A 24199-nucleotide genomic window follows, 5' to 3' on the forward strand; every position below is an offset into this window, starting at 1 on the left:
CAAATTTTGACGTTTTATTTTAATTTAGTCTAAGATATAGGCAATTAACCGCGAGGATCAGACGTTGAGTTCGGAAACAATTGCAGAAAAGCTACGTCTTAAAGATGAACAGCTCACGCGCTCAGAGCGCCAACTGAGCGATGTTATTCTGCAAAATTATCCTGTCTCCGGCCTCGGCACGATTACCACGCTTGCCAGTGCTGCCAAGGTTTCAACACCAACGGTTGCACGGCTTGTTCAAAAACTTGGATTTAGTGGCTTTTCAAACTTTCAAAATGCATTGAAAGCAGAGCTTGATGAAAAAATTTCAAGCCCTCTCACCAAGCGCGACAAATGGGTAGATGACGCGCCAGACGCGCATTTGTTGAACCGCTTCACCAAAGCAGTGATTGATAATATCAGCCAATCAATGGCTAAAATCGATCCGCAAGATTTCGATAAAGCATGTGGGCTTTTAAGCGACCCTGAAAGAAACATCTTCGTTATGGGTGGGCGCATCACGCGGGCACTTAGCGATTATTTCTTCCTGCATATGCAGGTCATCCGCGAGAATGTTGTCCACATTCCTTCCAACTCAAACGCATGGCCGCACTACTTGCTTGATTTCAAAAAGGGCGATGTCGTGGTGGTTTATGATATTCGCCGTTATGAAAATGGCACCTTAAAGTTTGCTGAAATGGCGCGTGAACGTGGGGTTGAGATTATTCTCTTTTCTGACCAATGGGTGTCCCCTGTCGCCAATCATGCAACCGTTTGCTTCACCAACCACATCGCCGCCCCGTCTGCATGGGATTCGAATATCTCGACCATGTTGATTTCAGAAATCGTGATTGCAGAAGTTCAAGAACGCAATTGGGACAAAACCCGCCCGCGCATGGAAGCGCTGGAAGTGATGTTTGATCGAACACGATTTTTCCGGAAATTTTAGGACCCTGCCACCGCGCGATGCAAAGCGATAAAAAGCATGCGTTGTCCGTCAGAACTGATCACCCCAACTTCAATCGGGGTGATCAATCTATTTTACTCGAGCTTAGTTAGGGATGCGTGTTTCAACGCCCTTCACGAGCCAGTTGATGCCAAGCATGTCGCCATCAGAAATCGCAGACCCTGCAGCAACCTTCTCAGCGCCATCTTGATCAACAATCGGGCCGCTCATTGGGTGAAACGCACCGCTCTTGATGCTGGCCGTAACTTTGTCGATTTCAGCTCTTTGTTCAGCACTCAAGTCACTGGACAATGAGGCAACGCTCACTGCATCGTCAGCCATTCCACCCCAATAAGGCTCGCCTTTAAAAGTGCCATCCATCGCCGCTTTCACGCGCTCAGTGAAATAAGGAACCCAATCGATTGCAAGAGACGCAAGCAATTTAGTTGGTGCGTATTTCTTCATGTCGGATGATGTGTTGATGACATAAACACCTTCTTCTTCACCCACAGTCACAACGGATGGTGTGTCTTGGTAAAGCGAGAAAACCACATCGGCTGATTGTGAAATCAGTGAGCGTGCAGATTCTTGTGCTTTGGATGGATTGAACCAAGAGTTCAGCCAAACAACCTTCACTGTCACATCTGGGTTCACCTTCTGCGCACCAAGTGTGAATGTGTTGATGATGCCAACCACTTCTGGAATTGGGTAAGCAGCAACAATGCCAAATGTGTTTGACTTCGTTAGATAGCCAGCAGCAATACCTGCGATATAAGCGCTCTCATAATTGCGGGTTTGGAAATTGCCGAAATTATCAGCGGTTTTGAAACCACTGGCATGAATAAAGCTCATGTCTTTTTTACGTGCGGCAAGTTTCAAACCGTCGTTCATATAACCGAACGAACCAAGCATGATCATGTCCGCGCCTTGAGAGGCCATTTGGTTCATGATGCGTGCAGCGTCTGGTCCTTCAGGGACATTTTCAACAACAACGGTTTCCACCTTGTCACCAAAAGCTGCTTCAATGCCCTTGCGGCCTTTATCAAGCTCTTGCGCCCAACCCACGTCACCCACTGGTGATGGATAAACAAATCCAACTTTGAATTTGTCGGCAGCACTTGCTGTTAAGCTAAGTCCCGCTGTTAACGCTGCTGCGACCAGCGTCTTTGTTAATGTTCTCGATAGTTTCTTCATAATGGTCTCCCTTTTGTTGTAATCTACGAATTGGCTTTAAACGTTTCCCCCAAACTCATCGGACTTTTCTGTCTAATGAGAATTGGGTTTCTTGAAATTATGGCAAGAACGACAATCGTGATGATGTAGGGCGATGCCGACAAAATCTGGGATGGGACGTTAAATCCAATTCCCTGAATTGACAGTTCAAGCAATGTGAGTGCGCCAAATAAATATGCACCAAACATAACACGCGGCACCATCCATGTGCCAAAGACGATAAGAGCAACGACAATCCAGCCTCGCCCTGCGACCATGCCATCTGCCCATAACGGTGTATAGGCCGTGGAAAGATAAGCGCCGCCGATGCCTGCCATCGCTCCACCAAAAGCCACACATGACAAACGTATGAGCGCGACATTATATCCCAGTACATGGGAGGAGTGAGGCGATTCACCCACGGCACGAATGATCAAGCCTAGTTTGGTTTTCTCAAGCAAATACCAAATCAAAATCGCAAGCGCGATCGCGCCATAAACCAGAATATCTTGATCAAAAATTGCACGGCCCAAGAAGGGTATATCGCTCAAAATTGGCAGGTCCAATTTCGCAAAAGTCGTAACAGTCGTGCCTTCATATTCTTTGCCGATGGCCGCTGAAATGCCGAGCCCCAAGATGCCGATGGAAAGACCAGACGCCACCTGATTTGCCAAGAACACAATCGTAAGCGCTGCATAGACAAGCGACAGAAGCATCGCAACAACGGCACCACCTAAAAAACCAAGGGCATGGGAACCGGTAAGCGCCACAATGACGAAACCTGACGCGGCACCAACTGCCATCATGCCCTCAACGCCAAGGTTCAACATACCGGATTTCTCCGCCACCAATTCGCCCAACGCTGCATATAAAAGAGGTGTGGCAGCAGCCAATGTTCCGGCGAGAATAAAGATTAAAGGTTCAATCATTCTGCAGCCTCCGGCGTTGATTTCACGCTCACTGTCGTCGTTGAAAACCGAAGCTTGTGAGTGAGCAAGAAGCTGCTTGCGAGATAGAAGGTAAGCAGCATGCCCTGAAAGATCGCCGTCACCGCACTGGGGAGCCCGATGGATAGCCTTGCGAAATCTCCACCAACATAAATGAGCGCCATGAGTGCGCTGGATAAAACAATGCCAATAGGGTTCAACCCACCTAGAAACGCTACGATGATCGCCGCAAAGCCATAACCGGGTGAGATGTTTCGTTGCAACATTCCCAGAGGTCCAGCGACTTCTGCAACCCCTGCCGCTCCTGCCGCAGCGCCGCCAATCAACAATGCCATCCACACCGAACGGTTCGCTGAAAAACCTGCATAGCGAGAAGCCGCAGGCGCCAATCCGCCGACGATTAATTGATAACCGAGCAGACTACGCTGGATGAAAACCCATGCAATCACCGTTGCAAAAAGCCCTAGAAAGAGCGACGCATTAACGCGGGTGTCTTCCATAATAATGGGGAAGAGTGCGGCCTCTCCAAAGGTGATGGATTGCGGGAAGTTAAAGCCTGCGGGATCTTTTAAGGGCCCTGTCACGAGGAAATATAAAAGCTGCAAGGCAATGCTCGACATCATGAAGGTGACAAGAATTTCGTTGGCATTGAAGCGCACTTTAAGCCATGCAGCGACACCTGCCCAAGCCATGCCACCCAAAGCACCAACGACGACCATGGCGACCAGCAAAAACGGAGACGATGAGCCTTCAAACAGGATTGCCAAATAGCCACCACAGATCGCACCGATAAGAAGTTGGCCTTCTGCGCCAATATTCCAAACCTTTGCCCGAAATCCAATCGCGAGCCCTTGAGCAATCAACAAAAGCGGCCCCATTTTCAAAAGCACTTCGCCGATACCGTAGGTCGATTGAAGCGGTTCAATGAAAAAAGCATGGAAGCCGGCGCTTGGGGATTTTCCGTAAAAGAGGAACAAGCCACTCCCTGCAATCGCGGTTAGAAAAATCGCAATCGAGCTAACCAGCAAAGGAGCAAACAGCGAATTTTCGGTTCTTGGTTCAATTTTAAATCTAGCCATTTGCCACCGCCTTTCCCTCTTGATTTGAAAGGGCATCAAAATTTCCAGTCATGGCAAGACCGATCCGGTCCACGCTCATGTCTTTGCGGTCAACAGACGGCGACAGGCGGCCACGGAAGATTACGTGAAGACGGTCGCAAACTTCTAACAGCTCACTTAATTCTTCTGAGATAATGATGAGAGCGACGCCTTCGTTTTTCAATTCCAAAAGCCGTTGACGGATGGCAGCCGCCGCCCCAACATCAACGCCCCAAGTGGGTTGTGATACAATCAGCACTCTTGGTTTCAGGCTGATCTCACGCCCAACGATGAACTTTTGCAAGTTACCACCAGAAAGACTACGTGCGTCACTCGCCTCCCCGCCACACCGCACATCATAGTCTTCAATGACCGATTTGGCGAAGCGCTTCATGGCGCCAAAATTCAAAAAGCCCTTCGAAGTCAGGCCAGCGTTATAGCCCGTCAAAACGCCATTGTTTGAAAGCGAAAGCCCCTGCACGGCACCGCGCCCGATGCGCTCTTCGGGAATAAGATGCAAACCACGTTTGCGCCGTTCTGCTGGGCCGAGCGAGCTGATCCCTTCGCCGTCCAATGTAATAAATTCATTGTGCGCTGTTGGCAGTTTGGTTTCACCTGAAAGCAGAGCCGCCAGCGTTTGTTGGCCATTACCAGACACGCCCGCGATACCGACAACCTCTCCTGCTTTAACCGACATATCAACTTGATCAAGCGAGGTCGCAAAGGGGTCTTCGGGCTTATAGGTCAACGCATTAAGGCGGATCATTTCCTTAGCCGTGGTCTTATCATCGCCCCGATCAATAATCGGGATGTCGTGGCCAATCATCAAACGAGTGAGCGATTCATTCGTCTCTTCTCTCGGGTTGACCCGCCCCATCAATTTACCACCACGCAAGATCGTCGCGACATCACAAAGCTCTCGAATTTCGTCGAGCTTATGGGAAATGAAAATGATGCCATACCCCTCTTTGGCAAATGCTCGGAGCGTATCAAACAACTGCTCAATGCCCTGCGGCGACAAAACAGAAGTCGGCTCATCCAGCACTAACAATTTGGGTTTACGCAAAATACTGCGCAAAATTTCAACCCGTTGACGCTCGCCCACAGTGAGTGACTGCACCTTTGCATCAGGGTTTATATCAAGTCCAAAGCGGCTTGCAGCTTCTTCGATGTTCTTCGTGAGTTCAGGTATTGAACCAGGCACGGCGAGCGAAATGTTTTCGACGACACTCAATGTTTCAAACAGCGAGAAATGCTGAAAAACCATCCCGATACCGACCGAACGCGCATGGGCAGGATTACGAATTTTGATCGACTGACCCTGCCATTTCATCTCGCCTTTATCGGGCGGGTGAACACCATAGATGGTCTTCATCAAGGTTGATTTGCCAGCCCCATTCTCACCCAAGACGGCGTGGATTTCACCATTATAAACGGTCAAATCAATATCATCATTGGCGACAACCGACGGGTAGATTTTCGTGACGCCTTTAAGTTCTAGCAATGGCACTTTACTCGTCATCAGCCCGCTCCAACTCTTTTTGCACCGAAGGAAGTGGCTTATCTGGGCTTTCGTGGATCGGATGAATTCCAGGCATTTCGATAAAACGATCAAGCTTGCGCAAGGTCACCATCCATCGGTTGATCGCAGGATAATCATCAAGCATCACACCACCATCCGGTGCGAGGGCCACGTAAGGAAAACAAGCAATATCCGCAATGGTGAGGTGCTCACCAACGAGGAAAGGTGAGCCATCAAACTCTTGTTCGCTCAAACGTTCCTCCAACAATCTAAGCGCTTGGTACGCGCCTGTCTGTGCGGCTTGAAGGTCCGTTTTGATGTCCAGCATTTCATGAACCCGCGCGGCACCTGCTGTCTTGGTGATCGCATTTGAAAACGACAACCAGTTCATCACCTCGCCCAAAAGAGCGCTTGGTTGCTTTGGAAAGAAACGTCCGCTTTGGTCGAACTTATCGGCGATATAAACCAGTATCGCAGAGGTTTCAGTGAGCACGAGATCACCATGCGTCAAAACCGGAATAGTGCCCGCCGGATTGATCTTCAAGAAAGCTTGGCTCTTATGCTCTTTACCCGGATAAAAATCGACGGGAACAGCGTCATATTCAACCGCCAAAAACGAAAGCAGCAAGCGCACCTTATAGCAATTGCCAGACAAGATATAATCATAGAGGCGAAGCGTCATGCGGCCTCCGTTTCTGCGCCATAATAAAGGCCACGTTTTTTCAACCAACGACGATAAGCAATAGAGGTTAGATCCGCTTTTGTTGGCACTTCAGATTTTGGATCAAGCGGCAGCAACTTGGGTATTTGGTTTTCCAAAATTGAACGATCTTGCAGAAAAATCGTCTGCTGAAAGTGGATCAGGTCAGTGTGACCATTTTCATCATCATAAAGCGACATCCAAGGCCAAACCGCGCATTCTTGTTCGCCAGTTGGTTGGACAAACAAAGTGATAATGTCCCACTCATCTTCCTTGGCTGGGCAGGTTTTATAAAGCACGGCAACCGTTGGCGCTGGTACGCGGTACATGTAATCCGTGATAATACCACCTTCAGCAGAAACGGCTGCTTGAGGTTGGAAGAATTGAACCTTCCTAGCCCAAATTTCGTTGTCTTCTTCGCTCACTTTATAAGCCCGCACTTCGGGATGATCTTCCTCGCCCAAAATGCCCGTATGCACATAGGGAAAATGCGCGATATCGAGGAAGTTCTCAACGGCACGAAGAGGTGAGCATCTCACCTTGATACATCCACACGGCACGTGTCTGCGTCCATCATGTAAGGCCTCAGGCATTTCGAATACATCGTGTACTGGTTTGCCGAGCGACGTCCATAGATGGTCAAAGCGGGTGCATGATGAAAGCTTCGAGCCATCAGGGCCAATGACCTCGGCATTCCCCTCATCCAATCGGGTGATGGTAATTTCCTGCCCCATCAAAACCGTCTCGCGCGGGGCATTTAACTCAAGCCCACCAAACCAAGCAACGGGATACCATTCATCAATAGAAGCCTGAGTGATCATGTCGTACCCTGCTCTAATTCAATTTCACGACGCGCCTGTTCAGCCCACCGCGATAGAACTTTCTTTTGTTCAGGTTCCATTGGTTCTTGTGACAAAATATGGAGATTAGTTTTGTTATCTGAAAGGGCCTGCAAGGCCAATATGGATGGAATTTTCTCAACATTAACCTTGGATGAAATAGCATCATCCATGCCAAGTGCTGATCTAACATTTTGTAAGGGCGCATTGATCACTAAACTGCGCACCCCATGACCTTCTGGGCCATTTAAAGCCGCTTTATTTGCATCTTCCTTTCCAACCCAGATTAATCCACCTTTTTGCACGCAATTAAATGCGGTCGCTTGGATTGTATCTGGCGGTGTTAATTCTGGATGCGCAGGGATGTATCGACACACAGTGTCTTCGCCGTAATGCCAACCGTGATAGATACAGGCCAGCATTTCACCGCGCACAAAGCCATAAGATAAGCGCATTCCACGATGGGGACAGCGATTTAACCACGCATGAACTTTACCTGAAAACGACCGCCATAATGCAATGTCATGGTCGCCGACAAAACTTCGAACAACCGCGCCTGCCTTTAAAAAATCATCAAGATAGACGGGCGTCCAATCATTCATCCCTTGTGTCTTGCTTTGAGTGGTCTGACCGGACATTTTACGCTCTTAAAAAATTACGGGCCGAGTTAACCACCTGCTTAAAGAACATACAAGCGAGCGAGTGCTAATAAGTTTAGCAGGCTGCCCTGATATTAAACTCTTCACATTTTTCTACGTCATCAGGTCCCACATAGGGGGTACGATTGATCTCCTCGACGGTCGAACTGAAAGGGCCAAGGCTACAGGCGACTTCCATCGCATCTATCAACTCTGGTTCACCGCAAACCGCTACTTCCACTTTTTGTTGCGATATTGCCCGAACCCAGCCAACAAGCCCCAAGCGGTCAGCTCGGTGTCTCACCCACTCGCAAAATTCGTTGGATGAAAAATCACCTACAAACTCTAATTGTTCTGCAATTTTCAAAATCAAACCTCATGGGCTTTAGCTGGATGAAACCAACATTAAAGCTTTGAACTGATTTATTGCAACACATTGGCATAGTATGATCGCAGTGCTTTCAACGGACGCCTTACATTACACCGAGACGCTGGCCAAAAGGTCTTTCTTATCGAGCGTTTGTTTCGACCCTGAAAGCTCAATGGCTCCGCGTTTCATAACGTAGAACTCATCCGCCAAACCGTAAGCAAATTCGAAATACTGCTCGACCAGCACAATTGCCATTGTACCTTGATCACGCAAATATTCGATCACTCGGCCAATCTGCTGGATGATGTTCGGTTGAATGCCTTCTGTCGGTTCATCCAGAAGCAAGAGCTTTGGTTTTGTCACCAATGCACGCCCAATAGAAAGTTGCTGTTGTTGCCCACCAGACAAATCCCCGCCGCGACGGTTTTCCATCTCTTTCAAGACGGGAAAAAGTTCGAAAATTTCGTCTGGAATAATCCGATCATTTCGCGGCAAGCAGGCAAAACCGGTTTCCAGATTTTCGCGCACCGTAAGAAGTGGAAAAATTTCACGCCCCTGCGGCACATAGGCAACGCCCTTTTGGGCCAACAATCGCGCCGGAGTTTTGCCGAGCGTCTCTCCATCCAGCGACATATCCCCACCTGAGCGTTGATGCACGCCAGCAATCGCTTTCAACAAGCTCGTTTTACCAACGCCATTGGTCCCCATAATACAGGTAACGGCACCGCGCTCTGCTTCAACGGAAACATCATAGAGAATTTGTGACTGCCCATAATGCAAAGTAAGATTATCGATATTCAACATGATTTAACGCCCTAGATAAACTTCAATTACGGATTCATTTGCGGTCACATGATCGAGGCTTCCTTCCGCCAAAACAGAACCCTCATGCAGAACCGTCACCTTGCAATCAAGGCGGCGCACAAATTCCATGTCATGCTCCACGACGATGACGGCGCGGGTTTCAGCTGCTTTTTTCAAAATGTCTGTCGTCTTTTCGCGCTCCCCAACCGTCATGCCTGCGGCTGGCTCATCGACCAACAAAACCTTCGGATCTTGGGCGAGCAGCATGCCGATTTCGAGCCATTGTTTTTGCCCATGGGAGAGTTCGCCAGACGCGCGGCGTAATTGGTCTGCAAGGCCAACTTGTTCTGCCAGCGCTTCAATCTTTTCCATGTCGTTTGATGAGCGTTTGTAAAACAACACATCCAAGGGACCACGTTGATTTGCGAGCGCCATTTGTAGGTTTTCAAGAACCGTTTGGTTTTCAAACACAGTGGGGCGCTGAAATTTGCGGCCAATACCAAGCCTTGCAATGGCACTCTCATTTTCGCGCAATAAATCACGCGGCGGCGAGCCATAGGAAACCACGCCTTCATCTGGTTTGGTTTTGCCCGTTACGATATCCATAAAGGTTGTTTTACCCGCACCATTTGGCCCGATAACCGCGCGTAGTTCGGCTTCATTGATTGAGAACGAAAGGTTGTTGATTGCCTTAAACCCATCAAAGGAAACGGATACGCCAGAAACTTCTAAAAGCGCACTCATGATGCTTCCTTTCTAACGAGTTTATCAATCAACCCACCGATGCCAGATGGCGCATAAAGCGTGACGGCGACAAAACCGAAGCCAAGCAGAACAAGCCACCAATCCACCCATTTGATTGTGTAGAACCCAAGCGGCACATCAGGGGCTTGGCCGCCAGTGAACCAACTTGAAAGGAGCGACACCAGCGCTGCTCCAATCACCGCACCATAAAGCTTGCCGCGCCCACCAATGGCGACCCAGACGGCCAGATAAATTGATGCAATAGGTGCTACTTCAGCAGGGTTGATGATACCCGCCTGCGGGTAATAGAGAGCGCCTGCAACAGCGGCAATGACAGCGGTGATGGTGAAGACGAAAAGTTTGTAACCTTCGACAGAATAACCCAAGAACCGCACCCGCGTTTCATCATCACGAATGCCTTCCACCACAGATCCAAATTTACCTGATGTGATGAAGGCTGCACCAATATAAACAAGGCCAAGCGTGACGGCGGATGCCCAGAAGAAAATGATAGAAATCGTCGCTTGAGGCACGGCGTCGAACCCTGGAATATTTTGCAAACCAGAAAGCCCATTATTGCCACGCAAGCCGCTATCATTTTGGAAGAGGTAAAGCGATAGCGCCAATGTCATGGCTTGTGTCAAAATGGAGAGATAAACACCTGTCACGCGAGAGCGAAAAGCAAGCCAGCCGAATACAAACGCCAACAAGCTAGGCACGAGTACGACCAGCAATAATTGCATCAACAGACTATCTGCGAAAAACCAAATTAGCGGTATGTCTGCGCCGCCAACAACACCAAAAATCTGCGTCCCAATCGCATCACTGACTTCTTGTGCCGTCGGTGGCAATTCGGCATTTTCAAAAGACGTAACAACGATGTCTTTCGTGCGCTCATACATCAACCACATACCAATCATGTAACCGCCAAGGCCAAAGAAAGCGAAGTGGCCCAGCGATAAAATACCGCAATAGCCCCAGACCAAATCCATGGCGATTGCGATGAGACAGAGGCACAATGTTTTGCCAAGCGTCTTGACGAAGCTCGTCGATAAGAACGCAACGCCAAAGGCTTCCGACATAATAGTCACGGCTACTGTGAAGACAGCGAGCAACGCGATGAAGATGAGGACCGAAGGGTTTTGAGAAATGAAACTTTTTTGCACGATCAATCTCCCGCCGCGCGACCTTTGAGGGCAATAATGCCTTTAGGTCGGAATTGAATGAAAATGATGATGAAGATGATCATATAGGTCTGGGCTGCCAGCGTGTTTGATGGGTTCAACCATTCCACCGCTTTTTGGAATGACCCAATCATGCCCGCCCCTGCAAGCGTGCCCCAGATGTTACCAACACCGCCGACCACAACGGTCATAAAACTCTGCACGATGTAGCTGGACCCAAGCTCGGATGTGACCTGCGCAAACAAACCAATGGCAACACCAGCAATGCCCGCAATGCCTGAGCCAAGACCAAAGGTCAGCATGTTGACGCGGTCTGTGTTGATGCCCATGGAACTTGCCATGCGTGGGTTCTGCGTGACAGCACGGACCTCAAGGCCGAGGCGGGTTTTGTTCAAGATGAAAAGCAAGAGGAACAGGAACAAGACGGCAAGCACGAAAATAGCGATGCGAATATAGCTGATCGAAATCACATCATTCACCACCCACGATCCATCCAACCATGCTGGTGATGTAAGGGGGCGCGCTTGTGTGCCGAAGATGTTTTTCGCAATTTGTTGAAGCGCCACCGATATGCCGAAGGTTGCAAGCAGCGTTTCAAGCGGGCGATGCATAAGATGCCGGATCACCAAACGTTCCAACGCCACACCAGCTGCTGCAGCAATAATAAAAGCAAGCGGCAAAGCGATGATGATGGAGGCGGTATAATTGGGCACATATTGCTGCACCACATAGCCTGTGTAAGCGCCAATCATAATGAACTCACCATGAGCCATATTGATGACACCCATCACGCCAAAGGTAATGGCAAGACCGATGGCTGCGAGAAAATAAATCGACGCAAGCGAAAGACCATCAAGGGATAGGTCAAGGAAGCTGAAGAAGCCCACTGTGTTTTCAATATCTTTAAGAGCCGTCGATGCTGCATCTGTAACGGCTTTGTTTGGCTCTTGATACGCAGCGTAAAAAACATGAGAAGCTAAAATCGCTGACTGCTCTTTTGTCGTTAGCAGAGCTGGAACCAGTTTTTGTTCTGCCAGCGTGTTATAAGCTTTGTCGCGTGCTGCTTGGTCTGCTAAATCGGCCACAGGAATACCCGCGACAGCGCCGTTTGAAATGTTAGCAATCAGCGCCTTTTTGCGGGCTTCAATGTCGGGGATTGCTTTGGCTAAATTAGCGGTCACGAGAAGTTCGTAAGCAGCTTCTCTCTCTATGTCTTCGCCGACCTTCAAAACCTTCGCGACATTAGCGTTCTTGTCGAGGGTTTTGGCAGCCTTCGTTTGTGATGTCAGAATGGTGTTCAGCATGGCGCGAACATCCACAGACACGTCATCTTCAAAGCTCTCAATAGCTTTCACTCGTGCAGCATTATCTTTATCAAAACGAGCTGTCAAAAGACGTTCCAGCCGCTCTTTGCGAACTTTCAAATCAGCTCGTGGTTCGCCATCAATAGAAGCGCGCAATGCGGTTAGTTGTGATGCTTCTGGGTCTCGCTCAATCGCGGTGAGTGCAGCAATGCGGCGCTGATCATTGGGATCGGATAATTGGAATTGCACGAGTGCAGCAGCGATCACGCCGCGCACGCCGCTGTTTGGTTTTAGTTGCTTGATGTCGCGCTTGCCGGCGGTTGCAGTGGTTTTTCCCGTTTCAATATCGATCAGTGCAAATGTCTTGGCATCTTGCTTATCTGCAAAGAAGAAAAGACGGTCCTCCTTACGCATATAGACTTCCTTATTGCGCCACTTTTCCAGAAAAGATGCAAGATTTGGATTGCCGCTCACAATAAGTCGATCAAGAACTGAGCCAACCGTTTTACGAGAAGCACGCTCTATCTTTTTGCTGTCTTCTTGCAGGAGGGTTTGCAGCGATTGTGCGCCAACTTGCGGTGTCCACACGAATAGCGCGAAAACGAAAATAAGATATCGAAGCATGAAATTTCAACTTGTACAGGGCATAAAAAGAGAGGCCCGAAACGGGCCTCTCTATCTTGCTTGGGAGGGGCTTAGTAGATTGATTTAATCTGAACGCAAGACTTCGTTTCGGTGTTGTACATACCGCAACCAAGGTCTTTCCAATCTGATTTCAAGATTTTTGATTCAGGAAGGAAGTCAGTCCATGCATCGCCAGCAACTTCTTTAGTTTGGCTGATAATATCAAACTGACCGTCTTCTTGAATTTCACCAATCAACACAGGTTTAGCAAGGTGGTGGTTTGGCAACATAACGGCTTTGCCGCCTGTTAGGTTTTCAAACTCTTGTCCGTACATGGCAGTGCGAACAGCGTCGACATCTGTTGTGCCTGCTTTTTCAACAGCATTCACCCACATGTTGAAACCGATGAAATGTGCTTCCATCGGATCGTTCGTCACGCGCTTTTCGCCCATGCGTGCTTTCCATGTTTTCACAAATTCAGCGTTCACTTCGGTATCTGCTGATTGGAAGTAATTCCAAGCCGCAAGGTGACCAACAAGGTTTGCTGTATCAAGACCAGAGAGCTCTTCTTCACCCACAGAGAATGCGACAACAGGAATGTCATCTGCTGAAATGCCTGCGGCTGCTAGTTCTTTGTAGAAGCCCACATTTGCATCGCCATTGATGGTAGAGATCACGCCAACTTTTTTGCCATCTGCGCCAAGAGCCACAACGTCTGCTACAATCTTAGACCAATCAGAATGACCGAATGGTGTGTAGTTGACGAAAATATCTTCTTTCTTGATGCCTTTGTCTTGAAGGTATTGATCAAGAATTTTGTTTGTTGTGCGTGGGTAGACATAATCTGTTCCAAGAAGCGCGAATTTTTCAACGCCTAGCTCTTCGAGGAAGTAATCTGTCGCAGGGATCGCCTGTTGGTTTGGCGCTGCACCTGTGTAGAAAACATTCTTTGAAGATTCTTCACCTTCATATTGAACAGGGTAGAACAAAAGACCGTTGAGCTCTTCGATCACAGGAAGAACTGATTTGCGAGACACAGAAGTCCAGTTACCAAAAGTAACATCCACTTTGTGAACGGATAAAAGTTCGCGTGCTTTTTCTGCAAAGAGCGGCCAATCTGACGCTGGATCGACAACAACAGCTTCTAGCTGCTTGCCAAGAACGCCGCCCTTTTTGTTCTGCTGCTCGATGAGCATCAGCATTGTGTCTTTTAGTGTTGTCTCTGAAATAGCCATAGTGCCAGACAAAGAATGAAGCACGCCAACTTTAATCGTGTCGGCTGCATGCGCTGCGAATGTAGCCATGGCAGTGGATGCCATTACCGCGCCAGCGATGAGAGATTTGCTTGGGAGTTTGAACATGATAATCCTCGTAATTTACTAAACGTTAAGGACTTAGCAGATTTCATGCCAGTTTCATTTTTCTTCATAAATCATTGTTCTATAATAGAAAAATTAATTTGTACAAATTCAGACTTCTTGCTTTTGCTTAAAAATTAATCGAGCCTATTTTTTGGGCGCTTATTTTTAGCGCACATCAAAACTCTGCTTCACCCCACATAGGGTGATCAGGATTTTTCAAATTTTTTACGTATAATTTTTGCCAAACAAACTTTGGGCTAAGGACAATAATACCAGCCAATGCCCCGCATTTGGTCGCTGCAATCCATGCTCAAAATATAGGCATTAGAGTAAGGGTGAGGCAGTTTTCGGCGTTTATTTTCTATACAATCAGGGAGTGCGATTATATTTTAGCACGTAGAAGGTCGATAAATGGTCTAGGCAAAAATGGTGTAGGAACTTTAATGCACCGCCATCGTCTACGCGCATTCATTCAATTCTAAATTGAGGAGTGACCACGTTGAATATTGCAGAAAATCCGGCAAGCTTCCAACAACAATCACGCCATCAGCGCGTTTCGGCATCCGCATCGATTTCATTTCATCATCGTGACACGCAAACGAGATTGGACACCTTGTATCAACAAGGAAGTGCCAAAATTCGATTTCCAAAAAACTATGATGACCAACTGGAAGCCGTTCTCATCAATACAGCTGGCGGCCTTACTGGTGGCGATCAAATTGATTGGGATTTACACCTAAAACCAAATTCAAATGTCGTGGTAACGACACAAGCCTGCGAGAAGGCTTATAAAGCCTCCGCAGATAGCGCTCATGTCACCACAACCATGCGGCTTGATCAAAACAGTGTTCTACATTGGTTGCCGCAAGAAACGATTTTGTATGATCGCTCATCGTTGAAAAGACGCTTTGATGTGGAGCTGGAAGCATCGGCAACACTGTTTGCTGTTGAGTGTCTTCAACTGGGCCGTGACGCCATGGGGGAGACAATCGAGCATCTTACCTTCCATGATCGCTGGCGCATCGAACAGGATGGAAAGCTCATCTTCGCTGATGATCTGCGTTTGAGCGACCATGAAGCATCCAATGCAAAATTGGGAAACAACCATGCTCTTGCAAGCTTGGTGCTTATCTCCCCGCTCGACACTGAACAACTCAATGGGCTGGCGGAAAAACTTCGCGAAATATGCCCTGCGGAAATGTCCGGCTTTAGTGTCTCAGGCAGCAGATTAACAGGGCGCATCTTGGCGCAAGATAGCTATCTGCTCAGACAAGCCCTCACCCCCATTTTAAAAGAAATTCGTGGCCGTGAATTGCCGCGTGTTTGGAGGATTTAAACCATGCATCTTACCCCCCGTGAAAAAGATAAACTGCTAATCGCCATGGCAGCAGAAGTTGCCAGAAAGAGGCTTGCGCGTGGCGTGGTGCTCAACCACCCTGAAGCCATCGCGCTGATTACAGATTTTGTGGTTGAAGGCGCGCGGGATGGGCGTTCGGTTGCTGACCTCATGGAGGCTGGCGCCCATGTCATTACCCGTGATCAAGTCATGGAAGGCATCGCAGAAATGATCCACGACATACAGGTTGAAGCGACGTTCCCTGATGGCGTGAAGCTTGTCACCGTGCACGAGCCAATTAGATAGGAGAATGTCATGATCCCTGGAGAAATCATCACCCAAGACGGTGACATCACCTTAAACGACGGCGCATCGACTGTGACGTTGAAAGTGTCAAACACTGGTGATCGGCCCGTGCAAGTGGGTAGCCACTATCATTTTTATGAGACTAATGAAGGCCTCTCGTTTGATCGCGAGAAAGCACGTGGCATGCGGTTGAATATTGCGGCTGGAACGGCTGTTCGGTTCGAACCGGGCCAAGCGCGCGATGTAACGTTAGTGCCTCTTGCGGGAAGCCGTAGAGTGTTTGGCTTCAATCAAAAAGTTATGGGAGACCTATAATGTCAGCCAAAATTTCCCGCGCTGCTTATGCAGACATGTTCGGACCGACCACAGGCGACAAAGTGCGTTTGGCCGATACTGAGCTTTTCATCGAAGTTGAAAAAGACTTCACCACTTACGGTGAAGAAGTGAAATTTGGCGGCGGCAAAGTCATCCGCGACGGCATGGGCCAAAGCCAGACGACGCGTGCAGATGGTGCTGTTGATACAGTCATCACCAACGCGTTGATTGTTGATTACACAGGCATCTACAAAGCTGACATCGGCCTTAAAGACGGCGAGATTATCGCGATTGGCAAGGCAGGAAATCCAGATACGCAGCCCAATGTCGACATCATTATTGGCCCCGGCACAGAAGTCATTGCGGCGGAAGGTAAGATCGTAACGGCTGGCGGATTTGATAGCCACATCCATTACATCTGTCCGCAGCAAATTGACGAAGCGCTAATGTCTGGCGTCACCACCATGCTCGGCGGTGGCACAGGACCAGCGCACGGAACTTTAGCGACAACCTGTACACCCGGCCCGTGGCACATAGGCCGTATGATCCAATCTGCGGACGCCTTCCCAATGAACCTTGCGTTCTCTGGCAAAGGCAATGCGTCGCAACCTGCAGCCTTAGAGGAAATGGTCAAGGGTGGCGCTTGTGCGCTGAAGCTGCATGAAGACTGGGGCACCACGCCTGCCGCGATTGATTGCTGTTTATCTGTTGCTGACGACTATGATGTTCAGGTGATGATCCACACCGATACATTGAACGAATCTGGTTTTGTAGAAAACACGATCAACGCCATTGCAGGCCGTACAATCCACGCCTTCCATACAGAGGGTGCGGGCGGCGGTCATGCGCCGGATATTATCAAGGTCTGCGGCCTTCCCAATATCCTTCCCTCATCAACCAACCCGACCCGCCCTTACACGGTGAACACGCTTGATGAGCATTTGGATATGTTGATGGTCTGCCATCACCTTGATAACAACATTCCCGAAGACATCGCTTTTGCTGAAAGCCGCATTCGCAAAGAGACAATTGCCGCAGAAGATATTCTGCATGATATGGGCGCGTTCTCGATCATTGCATCTGACAGTCAGGCCATGGGCCGTGTGGGTGAAGTTTTGATCCGCACATGGCAAACGGCTGACAAAATGAAACGCCAGCGCGGGAGCCTTTCAGAAGAAACAGGCGAGAATGATAATTTTCGTGTGCGCCGTTATATCGCGAAATATACGATCAACCCAGCAATCGCTCATGGCATTGATGAACACATTGGGTCGGTTGAAGTTGGCAAACGTGCTGACCTCGTCATGTGGTCGCCAGCCTTCTTTGGTGTGAAGCCCGATATGGTTTTGATCGGCGGCTCTATCGCCGCAGCTCCTATGGGTGATCCCAACGCATCGATCCCAACACCGCAACCCGTCCACATGCGACCTATGTTTGGAGCCTTCGGCAAAGCGCTCACCAATTCGTCTGTTACCTTTGTTTCCAAAGCAGCACATGATGCAAACCTTGCAGCCGCATTGGGAACGGAAAAAAAGATGGTTGCCGTTAGCAATACGCGCGGCGGAATCGGGAAATCATCGATGCGCTTAAACCATGCAACGCCTGAGATTGAGGTCCATCCAGAAACTTATGAAGTGCGGGCAAACGGCGAATTGCTCACCTGCGAACCTGCTGACGTGGTGCCAATGGCGCAACGCTACTTCTTGTTCTAGCCATGCTGACCGCAAACCGCATTCTTTCTCACACGCATCATCCAGCGGACACAATCACGCTGGATGAAACCGCGCGCCACCGTCGTCGTATCAAGCTGACGTCAGACAATGGTATCGCATTCCTCCTTGATCTTCCCGCTGCGCGTTTGTTGTTGCACGGCGAAGGGATCGAGCTTGAAGATGGGCGCGTGATTGAGGTGATTGCTGAGCCTGAACCGCTTTATGAAATACGCGCAAAGGATGCTCACCACCTGTTGCAACTCTCTTGGCAATTGGGAAACCGACACTTGCCGACACAAATTTTGCAAGACCATCTACGCATTCGGCAAGATCATGTTATCCGCGAGATGCTCTTAGGGTTGGGCGCAGAAGTGACTGACGTTGTCGCATCATTCAATCCTGAAGGCGGTGCTTATGGCAATCATCACGGGCATTCGCATGACTGATCTCAAATCCATGATCCGCCTGCAAACATGGCTATCACCCGCCTTTCCCATCGGTGCGTTCAGCTATAGCGGCGGCTTGGAAGCGGCAATTGATGAGGGCTACGTGGATGACGCAAAGAGTTTGACCACGTGGCTCACCGACATTCTGGAAAACGGCACGGTTTGGAATGATGCGGTTTTACTGGCTGAAGCGTGGCGATCAGCAACGGATAAAGAGGCGCTTAGTGAATTGGTTGATTTAGCGCAAGCGATGAGTTTTTCATCTGAGCGTTATTTGGAAACCATGGACCAAGGCAGCGCGTTTCTTTTGGCCTCTAAAGCGTGGCAGGAAAATGATCTATTGCCCGCAAAGTGCCCATTGCCAATTGCAATAGGTGTATTGGCAGCCCGCATGGATGTGGCACTTGAAGATACAGTGGCAGCTTCTCTTCATGCTGTTTTATCAAACCAGATTCAAGCAGCCCTTCGGTTGATGAAGCTTGGTCAACAAGGCGCACTAGACGTGCTTGCAAGCTTAGAAGGCAACATTCTCCAAGCAGCAGCCAAAGCCGCTAACTCTACCCTCGACGACCTTGGCAGCTGCGCCATCATTGCAGACATTGCCGCCATGAAACACGAAACAATGCAAAGCAGGATTTTCCGCTCATGAGTATAAATGGCCCTCTACGTGTTGGTATCGGTGGCCCTGTTGGGTCTGGCAAAACAACAATCACGGCAGCTTTGTGCAAGGCCATGCGTGATGAATATTCGCTCGGTGTTGTGACCAATGACATCTACACCCAAGAAGACCGCGATGCGCTGGTGCGTATGCAGGCGTTGCCGTCTGATCGAGTGATTGGAGTGGAGACAGGCGGTTGTCCGCATACGGCAATTCGCGAAGATGCCTCGATCAATCTTCGGGCCATTGCCGACTTAAACGAACAGCATCCTGATTTGGACGTGGTGTTTATCGAATCTGGTGGTGATAATTTGGCTGCGACCTTCTCACCAGAACTTGCCGACATCACGCTTTATGTGATTTCCGTTTGCCAAGGCGAAGAAATCCCGCGCAAAGGTGGGCCCGGCATTACGCGGTCAGATTTACTCATCATCAACAAGCAAGACCTAGCGCCCTATGTAGGGGCTGATTTGAGCGTCATGGACCGCGATGCAACGAAACAAAGAGCGGGAAAACCCTTCGTCTTTTCAGATGCCAAACACGGGCATAACTGTGCGGACATCGTCACTTTTCTAAAGGAGAGTGGTGGGCTTGTCTAAGAGTTAGCAGCCCTAATCAAGACGGAACGAACGCGCGTACGCCGCCCTCACTTTCACCAGCCCATAAAAAAACTCCCAACCATCACGATTATGAAGATTGGGAGTTTGTTTGTTTCAGACCTACCAAATTAGTAGTGAGTAGATCGAGCGCCTGCTGCTTTTTGAAGCGGTGGAGAGAACTTCGTTAGGTCAATTCCTTCCACAGCGTCTTTATATTCCTCAATTGTCGGCGTACGGCCTAGAATTGCGGACAAGACAACAACCGGTGTTGAAGCAAGCAAAGACTCACCTTTTTTCTCAGCGGAGTCTTCCACAACACGACCTTGGAAAAGGCGCGTTGATGTTGCAAGAACGGTGTCGCCTTTTTCAGCTTTCTCTTGGTTACCCATACAAAGGTTACAACCAGGACGCTCAAGATAGAGGATGTTTTCATACTCCAAACGCGCGTCATTTTTTGGCGAAACGTCATCAAACTCAAAACCAGAGTATTTCTGCAAGACGGCCCAGTCGCCTTCTTCCTTCAACTCATCAATGATGTTGTAAGTAGGCGCTGCAACAACCAACGGTGCTTTGAACTCTACGTTGCCAGATTCTTTTTCAAGGTTTTTGAGCATTTGAGAGACGATCTTCATGTCACCCTTGTGCACCATGCAAGAACCGACGAAACCAAGGTCAACTTTCTTATCAGCGTTGTAGTAAGAAATTGGACGGATGGTGTCGTGCGTATAACGTTTTGAAACGTCGATATTGTTTACGTCAGGGTCGGCAATCATTGGTTCGTTGATTGCACTAAGGTCGACGACCACTTCAGCAAAATATTTCGCATTGTCGTCTGGCACCAATGCTGGCTTTTCGCCGGACTTAATTTCATTAATCCGATTATCAGCAATATCAATCAAGCCCTGAAGCGTTTGAGCCTTATTGTCCATGCCTTTTTCAATCATGATTGCAATGCGGTGTTTCGCGATTTCCAATGATTCAATCAGGGTTGCATCTTCTGAAATACAGATCGACGCTTTCGCCTTCATTTCCGCTGTCCAGTCGGTGAATGTAAAGGCTTGGTCGGCTAGAAGTGTGCCGATGTGAACCTCGATGATACGGCCTTGGAAAACGTTGTCGCCAAATTGCTGTAGCATCTGCGCTTGAGTTGCGTGAACAACATCGCGGAAGTCCATGTGGTCGGCCATCTTGCCTTTAAAGGTAACTTTCACTGATTCAGGGATCGGCATGGTTGCCTCGCCTGTCGCGAGTGCCAAAGCAACCGTTCCAGAATCCGCACCAAAGGCAACGCCTTTTGACATGCGTGTATGGCTGTCACCACCGATGATGATTGCCCAGTCATCGACCGTAATATCGTTTAGCACTTTGTGGATCACGTCCGTCATGGCGTGGTATTCACCTTCTGGGTCACGCGCTGTAATCAGACCAAACTTGTTCATGAAGCTCATGAGTTTTGGAATGTTTGCTTGAGACTTCAAATCCCAAACAGATGCGGTGTGACAACCAGATTGGTAAGCGCCATCAACGATTGGAGAAATGACAGTTGCCGCCATCGCTTCAAGTTCCTGCGATGTCATGAGGCCTGTTGTATCTTGTGAGCCAACAATGTTGACCTGCACGCGAACATCAGAACCAGCGTGAAGTACTTTGCCTTTTGCAACACCCACAGCATTCTTGTTGAAGATCCGTTCAACGGCTGTAAGGCCCTGCCCTTCGTGAGAGATTTCTCGCGCACTTGCAAAAACTTGTGGTGCTTCAATGCCGAGTGCTTGTGCCGCAAAGTTTTGCAACTTCTTACCAAAGACCACAGCGTAAGAGCCGCCTGCTTTCATGAACTCAACTTTTTGAGCTGTGAAGGCTGAAGAAACGTCGACGAGTTCTTTGCTACCATCTTCGTTGTATAGCTTGCGTTCTTTCGTATTGATTTTAAGAACGGTGCCCGTCTCAACTGAATATTTTTGCTCCAAAACTGGATTGTTATCGTTATTCCGGATTGTGTTGCCTTCATCATCCTTCTTCTTGACCCAGTTCTTAAGGTCAATACCGATACCGCCGGTAACACCAACAGTTGTCAGGAAGATTGGAGAGATGCCATTTGTACCAGCAACGACTGGTGCAATGTTAATGAACGGTACGTATGGGCTTGCTTTTTTGCCTGTCCATAGCGCCACGTTGTTCACGCCAGACATACGGGATGAACCAACGCCCATCGTGCCTTTTTCAGCGATCAACATAACACGCTTATCAGGGTGCTGTTTTTGAAGCTCTTGAATTTCAACTTGCGCTTCTGGTGAGATCAAGCATTTGCCATGAAGCTCACGGTCAGCGCGAGAGTGTGCCTGATTGCCCGGTGACAATAGGTCAGTTGAGATATCACCTTCACCAGCGATGTAGGTAACAACTTCGATCTCTTCTTCAATGTCAGGTAGCTTTGTAAAGAACTCAGCCTTCGCATAGCTCTCAAGCAATTCTTTCGCGTTTGAATTGCCCGCTTTGTATGCGTCATCAATGCGGTCCATGTCAGCTTCATAAAGGAACACTTGGCCTTTAAGAACATCACACGCTTGGTCGCCAATTGCGCCATCATCGCTGAGAGCGAGATCAAGCAGAACTTCAACTGAAGGTCCGCCTTTCATGTGAGATAGAAGTTCGAAAGCAAATGCTACCGTAATTTCTTCAACTAAAGAATTACCCAAAATGATCTCTTTTAGGAAGCGAGCTTTCGCGCCAGCAGCACTGGTTGTGCCGGGCAGCGTGTTGTAGATGAAGAAATTAAGCGAATCTTCGCGATGCTCGTGCTTCGTATCCTTGATTTGAGCAATTAGCTCGTCAACAAGCGCACTGTCTTCAATTGGTTTCGGGTTAAGGCCCTGTATTTCTCTTGTTTCTATTTCATCTAAATAGGCTGAATATAAGCTCATTTTTGCCTCAACATTTCTCGTGATTTGGGAGTCTGGTGCCGAAAATCAGATTTCCTAGCGTTCCAGATAGCGCATTCAGGACATACATATTTCAGCTAGGCTTGACTTGCAAGTAAACTTCAAACATGTAAAACTTGACCATATTTATCAAGTTTTTATCAGATATCTTAGAAAAATAGCTTTTTGCTAGGCACTGAATGTACCCGAATATGACGACCTCAAGTCGCAGCAGATGAAACATTCTTTCCGCCAACATAGGTCTTGGCGATATTGGCGCGGGTTGCCAGCATGATGATTTTTTCGGCGATCCCTTCCAGATCAAAGAGACCAAAATCTTTGTAGATCGGCGCATTTTTGGCGAAAGGATCAATGAGGATTGCATCAAATTTGTAGCCAACCTCGAATTTGCCGACTTTCAAATCAAGTACATCAGCCCCGCCTGCTGTGGCGATATAAAGAGCTTCGCGAAAATCAACGCGACTGTTCTCAGTGCGCCTTTCAGAGCGATCAAGATCGGGTCGCACACCTTCTTCCAAAAGGCGCGAAGCATTGACGGCGTGACGGCAGCTTTCCAACATGGAAGCACTTGGGCCGCCAGAAATATCTGTACCAAGACCGACACGCACACCTTTTTCCAAAGCTCTACGGAGGGGGAAAACAGCGTTTGAGAAGAAATAGTTTGAGAGCGGACAATGAGCCACGCCCGCGCCCGTTTCTTTCACAACAGCCATGTCATCATCGGATAAGAAGTTCGAGTGTGCCAGAACCGTGTGGCGTGTCATCAGACCAAAATCGCGCAAGGCATTCGTGTCTGATTTCCCCGTGCGCTCGATTACATAACCGTGCTGCCAATCACTTTCAGAACAATGGGTCTGAACATGGCATCCTGTCTTTTCAACCAGATCGCCCAAACCACGCAAAGCGTCATCCGTACAACTTGGAATAAAACGCGGCGTGATGATTGGTTTCACCAAATCCTCATCGCTGTGTTGTGTTTGGACATATTCAATAAATTCTGCCGTCTCAGTGAGCGCGGTTTCCGTATCTTTATCGCGATAATAGTCAGGGCACTCGGCGGCGTTATCCATCACTACTTTGCCGACGAAAGACCGTTGACCTTTAGTGCTGCAGGTATCAGCAAGAATACGCGTGGCTTCGGCATGAATGGTCGCAAAATAAACCGCTGTCGTCGTACCATTTGCAAGTAATGAGGAGACGAGGTCAGCGTAAACCTCTCGAGCAAAAGCCGCATCCTCATATTTCGCTTCCAATGGGAACGTATGTTCTTGAAGCCAGATTTCTAACGGCACATCGAGCGCACTACCAAGTTGTGGCCATTGCGGGGCGTGAATATGAAGGTCCACAAAACCGGGGAACAAATATTGGTCTGGCCCAAATTCCACTAAGCTTTCCGCAGCGCGTGCAGTAGCAAGACTTTGCCGATAATCATCATCGCTGGGGTGCACAACAGATTGAATGACACCCTGATCATCCAACGTTATTAGCGCATCCTTCACACACTCAATTTCGCCGAGTTTTGGTGTATGGATAAACGTTGTAAGAACGCTCTTTCCAGCAAGAGATTGCTTCGTCATTTTTGCCCCTGAGAAACGCCGGAAAAGTCCGATGCCTTAT

Annotated in this window: 23 protein-coding genes; 8 read left to right on the plus strand and 15 right to left on the minus strand. The window is 48.6% G+C overall.

What is annotated here, in order from left to right:
- Positions 1–64: 64 nt before the first annotated feature.
- Positions 65–928, plus strand: coding sequence for a MurR/RpiR family transcriptional regulator (locus ABJO30_11645; protein MEP3233471.1), 864 nt, complete (start codon positions 65–67; stop codon positions 926–928).
- A gap of 102 nt (positions 929–1030) precedes the next feature.
- Here the strand turns inward: ABJO30_11645 and ABJO30_11650 are convergent, their stop codons facing one another.
- The 13 genes from ABJO30_11650 to urtA form a co-directional block, all read right to left on the minus strand.
- Complete coding sequence (locus tag ABJO30_11650; GenBank protein ID MEP3233472.1) at positions 1031–2119, minus strand: BMP family ABC transporter substrate-binding protein; 1089 nt, start codon at positions 2117–2119, stop codon at positions 1031–1033.
- Positions 2120–2142: 23 nt separating this feature from the next.
- On the minus strand, positions 2143–3063 hold the full coding sequence (locus ABJO30_11655; protein MEP3233473.1) for an ABC transporter permease: 921 nt from the start codon (positions 3061–3063) through the stop codon (positions 2143–2145).
- Positions 3063–4163, minus strand: coding sequence for an ABC transporter permease (locus ABJO30_11660; protein ID MEP3233474.1), 1101 nt, complete (start codon positions 4161–4163; stop codon positions 3063–3065). Before ABJO30_11660 ends, ABJO30_11655 begins: the two co-directional genes overlap by 1 nt.
- Complete coding sequence (locus tag ABJO30_11665; protein ID MEP3233475.1) at positions 4156–5703, minus strand: ABC transporter ATP-binding protein; 1548 nt, start codon at positions 5701–5703, stop codon at positions 4156–4158. The genes ABJO30_11660 and ABJO30_11665 overlap by 8 nt, the downstream gene beginning before the upstream one ends.
- Positions 5693–6385, minus strand: a complete 693-nt coding sequence (locus tag ABJO30_11670; protein MEP3233476.1) for a glutathione S-transferase family protein — start codon at positions 6383–6385, stop codon at positions 5693–5695. Before ABJO30_11670 ends, ABJO30_11665 begins: the two co-directional genes overlap by 11 nt.
- Positions 6382–7224, minus strand: coding sequence for an aromatic ring-hydroxylating dioxygenase subunit alpha (locus ABJO30_11675; protein ID MEP3233477.1), 843 nt, complete (start codon positions 7222–7224; stop codon positions 6382–6384). Before ABJO30_11675 ends, ABJO30_11670 begins: the two co-directional genes overlap by 4 nt.
- A complete protein-coding gene (locus tag ABJO30_11680) occupies positions 7221–7880 on the minus strand; it encodes a Rieske 2Fe-2S domain-containing protein (GenBank protein MEP3233478.1) in 660 nt (219 codons plus the stop codon). The genes ABJO30_11675 and ABJO30_11680 overlap by 4 nt, the downstream gene beginning before the upstream one ends.
- Before the next feature lie 76 nt (positions 7881–7956).
- On the minus strand, positions 7957–8247 hold the full coding sequence (locus tag ABJO30_11685) for an acylphosphatase (GenBank protein ID MEP3233479.1): 291 nt from the start codon (positions 8245–8247) through the stop codon (positions 7957–7959).
- A gap of 111 nt (positions 8248–8358) precedes the next feature.
- Entirely contained in the window at positions 8359–9054 is a 696-nt protein-coding gene (gene urtE, locus ABJO30_11690; GenBank protein ID MEP3233480.1) for an urea ABC transporter ATP-binding subunit UrtE, read from the minus strand.
- Positions 9055–9057: 3 nt separating this feature from the next.
- Positions 9058–9798 (minus strand): urea ABC transporter ATP-binding protein UrtD, encoded by a 741-nt coding sequence (gene urtD, locus ABJO30_11695; protein ID MEP3233481.1) that lies wholly within the window; start codon positions 9796–9798, stop codon positions 9058–9060.
- Positions 9795–10964, minus strand: a complete 1170-nt coding sequence (urtC, locus tag ABJO30_11700; GenBank protein ID MEP3233482.1) for an urea ABC transporter permease subunit UrtC — start codon at positions 10962–10964, stop codon at positions 9795–9797. Before urtC ends, urtD begins: the two co-directional genes overlap by 4 nt.
- A 2-nt stretch (positions 10965–10966) precedes the next feature.
- Positions 10967–12910, minus strand: coding sequence for an urea ABC transporter permease subunit UrtB (urtB, locus tag ABJO30_11705; GenBank protein MEP3233483.1), 1944 nt, complete (start codon positions 12908–12910; stop codon positions 10967–10969).
- 71 nt (positions 12911–12981) lie between these two features.
- Positions 12982–14271 (minus strand): urea ABC transporter substrate-binding protein, encoded by a 1290-nt coding sequence (gene urtA, locus ABJO30_11710; protein ID MEP3233484.1) that lies wholly within the window; start codon positions 14269–14271, stop codon positions 12982–12984.
- A 499-nt stretch (positions 14272–14770) separates the two neighbouring features.
- Here urtA and ABJO30_11715 point away from each other — a divergent pair, with 499 nt between their 5' ends.
- Genes ABJO30_11715 through ureG form a run of 7 tightly spaced genes read left to right on the plus strand, consistent with a single transcriptional unit; the run spans position 14771 to position 19643 of the window.
- On the plus strand, positions 14771–15607 hold the full coding sequence (locus ABJO30_11715; protein ID MEP3233485.1) for an urease accessory protein UreD: 837 nt from the start codon (positions 14771–14773) through the stop codon (positions 15605–15607).
- A 3-nt stretch (positions 15608–15610) separates the two neighbouring features.
- Complete coding sequence (locus ABJO30_11720; GenBank protein ID MEP3233486.1) at positions 15611–15913, plus strand: urease subunit gamma; 303 nt, start codon at positions 15611–15613, stop codon at positions 15911–15913.
- Between the two features lie 9 nt (positions 15914–15922).
- Positions 15923–16228, plus strand: a complete 306-nt coding sequence (locus ABJO30_11725; GenBank protein MEP3233487.1) for an urease subunit beta — start codon at positions 15923–15925, stop codon at positions 16226–16228.
- On the plus strand, positions 16228–17940 hold the full coding sequence (gene ureC / locus ABJO30_11730) for an urease subunit alpha (GenBank protein ID MEP3233488.1): 1713 nt from the start codon (positions 16228–16230) through the stop codon (positions 17938–17940). The genes ABJO30_11725 and ureC overlap by 1 nt, the downstream gene beginning before the upstream one ends.
- Before the next feature lie 2 nt (positions 17941–17942).
- Positions 17943–18386: an urease accessory protein UreE gene (locus tag ABJO30_11735; protein MEP3233489.1), complete on the plus strand. Its 444-nt coding sequence runs from the start codon at positions 17943–17945 to the stop codon at positions 18384–18386.
- Positions 18355–19035: an urease accessory protein UreF gene (locus ABJO30_11740; GenBank protein MEP3233490.1), complete on the plus strand. Its 681-nt coding sequence runs from the start codon at positions 18355–18357 to the stop codon at positions 19033–19035. Before ABJO30_11735 ends, ABJO30_11740 begins: the two co-directional genes overlap by 32 nt.
- Complete coding sequence (gene ureG / locus ABJO30_11745; protein ID MEP3233491.1) at positions 19032–19643, plus strand: urease accessory protein UreG; 612 nt, start codon at positions 19032–19034, stop codon at positions 19641–19643. The genes ABJO30_11740 and ureG overlap by 4 nt, the downstream gene beginning before the upstream one ends.
- Positions 19644–19771: 128 nt before the next feature.
- On the opposite strand, the gene ABJO30_11750 is transcribed toward ureG, so the two are convergent.
- Together ABJO30_11750 and guaD are read right to left on the minus strand one after the other, a co-directional pair.
- Positions 19772–22564, minus strand: a complete 2793-nt coding sequence (locus tag ABJO30_11750; protein ID MEP3233492.1) for a bifunctional aconitate hydratase 2/2-methylisocitrate dehydratase — start codon at positions 22562–22564, stop codon at positions 19772–19774.
- 218 nt (positions 22565–22782) lie between these two features.
- Positions 22783–24159, minus strand: a complete 1377-nt coding sequence (gene guaD / locus ABJO30_11755; protein ID MEP3233493.1) for a guanine deaminase — start codon at positions 24157–24159, stop codon at positions 22783–22785.
- Between the last annotated feature and the right edge of the window lie 40 nt (positions 24160–24199).

Source organism: Hyphomicrobiales bacterium (assembly GCA_039973685.1).
In the GTDB taxonomy this organism is placed as follows: Bacteria; Pseudomonadota; Alphaproteobacteria; order Rhizobiales; family JACESI01; genus JACESI01.

What these genes read in the sequence shown, in the direction of transcription:
- ABJO30_11665 (MEP3233475.1), bottom strand. Translation starts at nt 5,703, where the DNA reads ATGACGAGTAAAGTGCCATTGCTAGAACTTAAAGGCGTCACGAAAATC.
- ABJO30_11735 (MEP3233489.1), top strand. Translation starts at nt 17,943, where the DNA reads ATGCTGACCGCAAACCGCATTCTTTCTCACACGCATCATCCAGCGGAC.
- ABJO30_11750 (MEP3233492.1), bottom strand. Translation starts at nt 22,564, where the DNA reads ATGAGCTTATATTCAGCCTATTTAGATGAAATAGAAACAAGAGAAATA.
- urtA (MEP3233484.1), bottom strand. Translation starts at nt 14,271, where the DNA reads ATGTTCAAACTCCCAAGCAAATCTCTCATCGCTGGCGCGGTAATGGCA.
- ABJO30_11660 (MEP3233474.1), bottom strand. Translation starts at nt 4,163, where the DNA reads ATGGCTAGATTTAAAATTGAACCAAGAACCGAAAATTCGCTGTTTGCT.
- ABJO30_11670 (MEP3233476.1), bottom strand. Translation starts at nt 6,385, where the DNA reads ATGACGCTTCGCCTCTATGATTATATCTTGTCTGGCAATTGCTATAAG.
- ureC (MEP3233488.1), top strand. Translation starts at nt 16,228, where the DNA reads ATGTCAGCCAAAATTTCCCGCGCTGCTTATGCAGACATGTTCGGACCG.
- guaD (MEP3233493.1), bottom strand. Translation starts at nt 24,159, where the DNA reads ATGACGAAGCAATCTCTTGCTGGAAAGAGCGTTCTTACAACGTTTATC.
- urtE (MEP3233480.1), bottom strand. Translation starts at nt 9,054, where the DNA reads ATGTTGAATATCGATAATCTTACTTTGCATTATGGGCAGTCACAAATT.
- ABJO30_11725 (MEP3233487.1), top strand. Translation starts at nt 15,923, where the DNA reads ATGATCCCTGGAGAAATCATCACCCAAGACGGTGACATCACCTTAAAC.
- ABJO30_11720 (MEP3233486.1), top strand. Translation starts at nt 15,611, where the DNA reads ATGCATCTTACCCCCCGTGAAAAAGATAAACTGCTAATCGCCATGGCA.
- ureG (MEP3233491.1), top strand. Translation starts at nt 19,032, where the DNA reads ATGAGTATAAATGGCCCTCTACGTGTTGGTATCGGTGGCCCTGTTGGG.
- ABJO30_11675 (MEP3233477.1), bottom strand. Translation starts at nt 7,224, where the DNA reads ATGATCACTCAGGCTTCTATTGATGAATGGTATCCCGTTGCTTGGTTT.
- ABJO30_11680 (MEP3233478.1), bottom strand. Translation starts at nt 7,880, where the DNA reads ATGTCCGGTCAGACCACTCAAAGCAAGACACAAGGGATGAATGATTGG.
- ABJO30_11650 (MEP3233472.1), bottom strand. Translation starts at nt 2,119, where the DNA reads ATGAAGAAACTATCGAGAACATTAACAAAGACGCTGGTCGCAGCAGCG.
- urtD (MEP3233481.1), bottom strand. Translation starts at nt 9,798, where the DNA reads ATGAGTGCGCTTTTAGAAGTTTCTGGCGTATCCGTTTCCTTTGATGGG.
- urtB (MEP3233483.1), bottom strand. Translation starts at nt 12,910, where the DNA reads ATGCTTCGATATCTTATTTTCGTTTTCGCGCTATTCGTGTGGACACCG.
- ABJO30_11740 (MEP3233490.1), top strand. Translation starts at nt 18,355, where the DNA reads ATGGCAATCATCACGGGCATTCGCATGACTGATCTCAAATCCATGATC.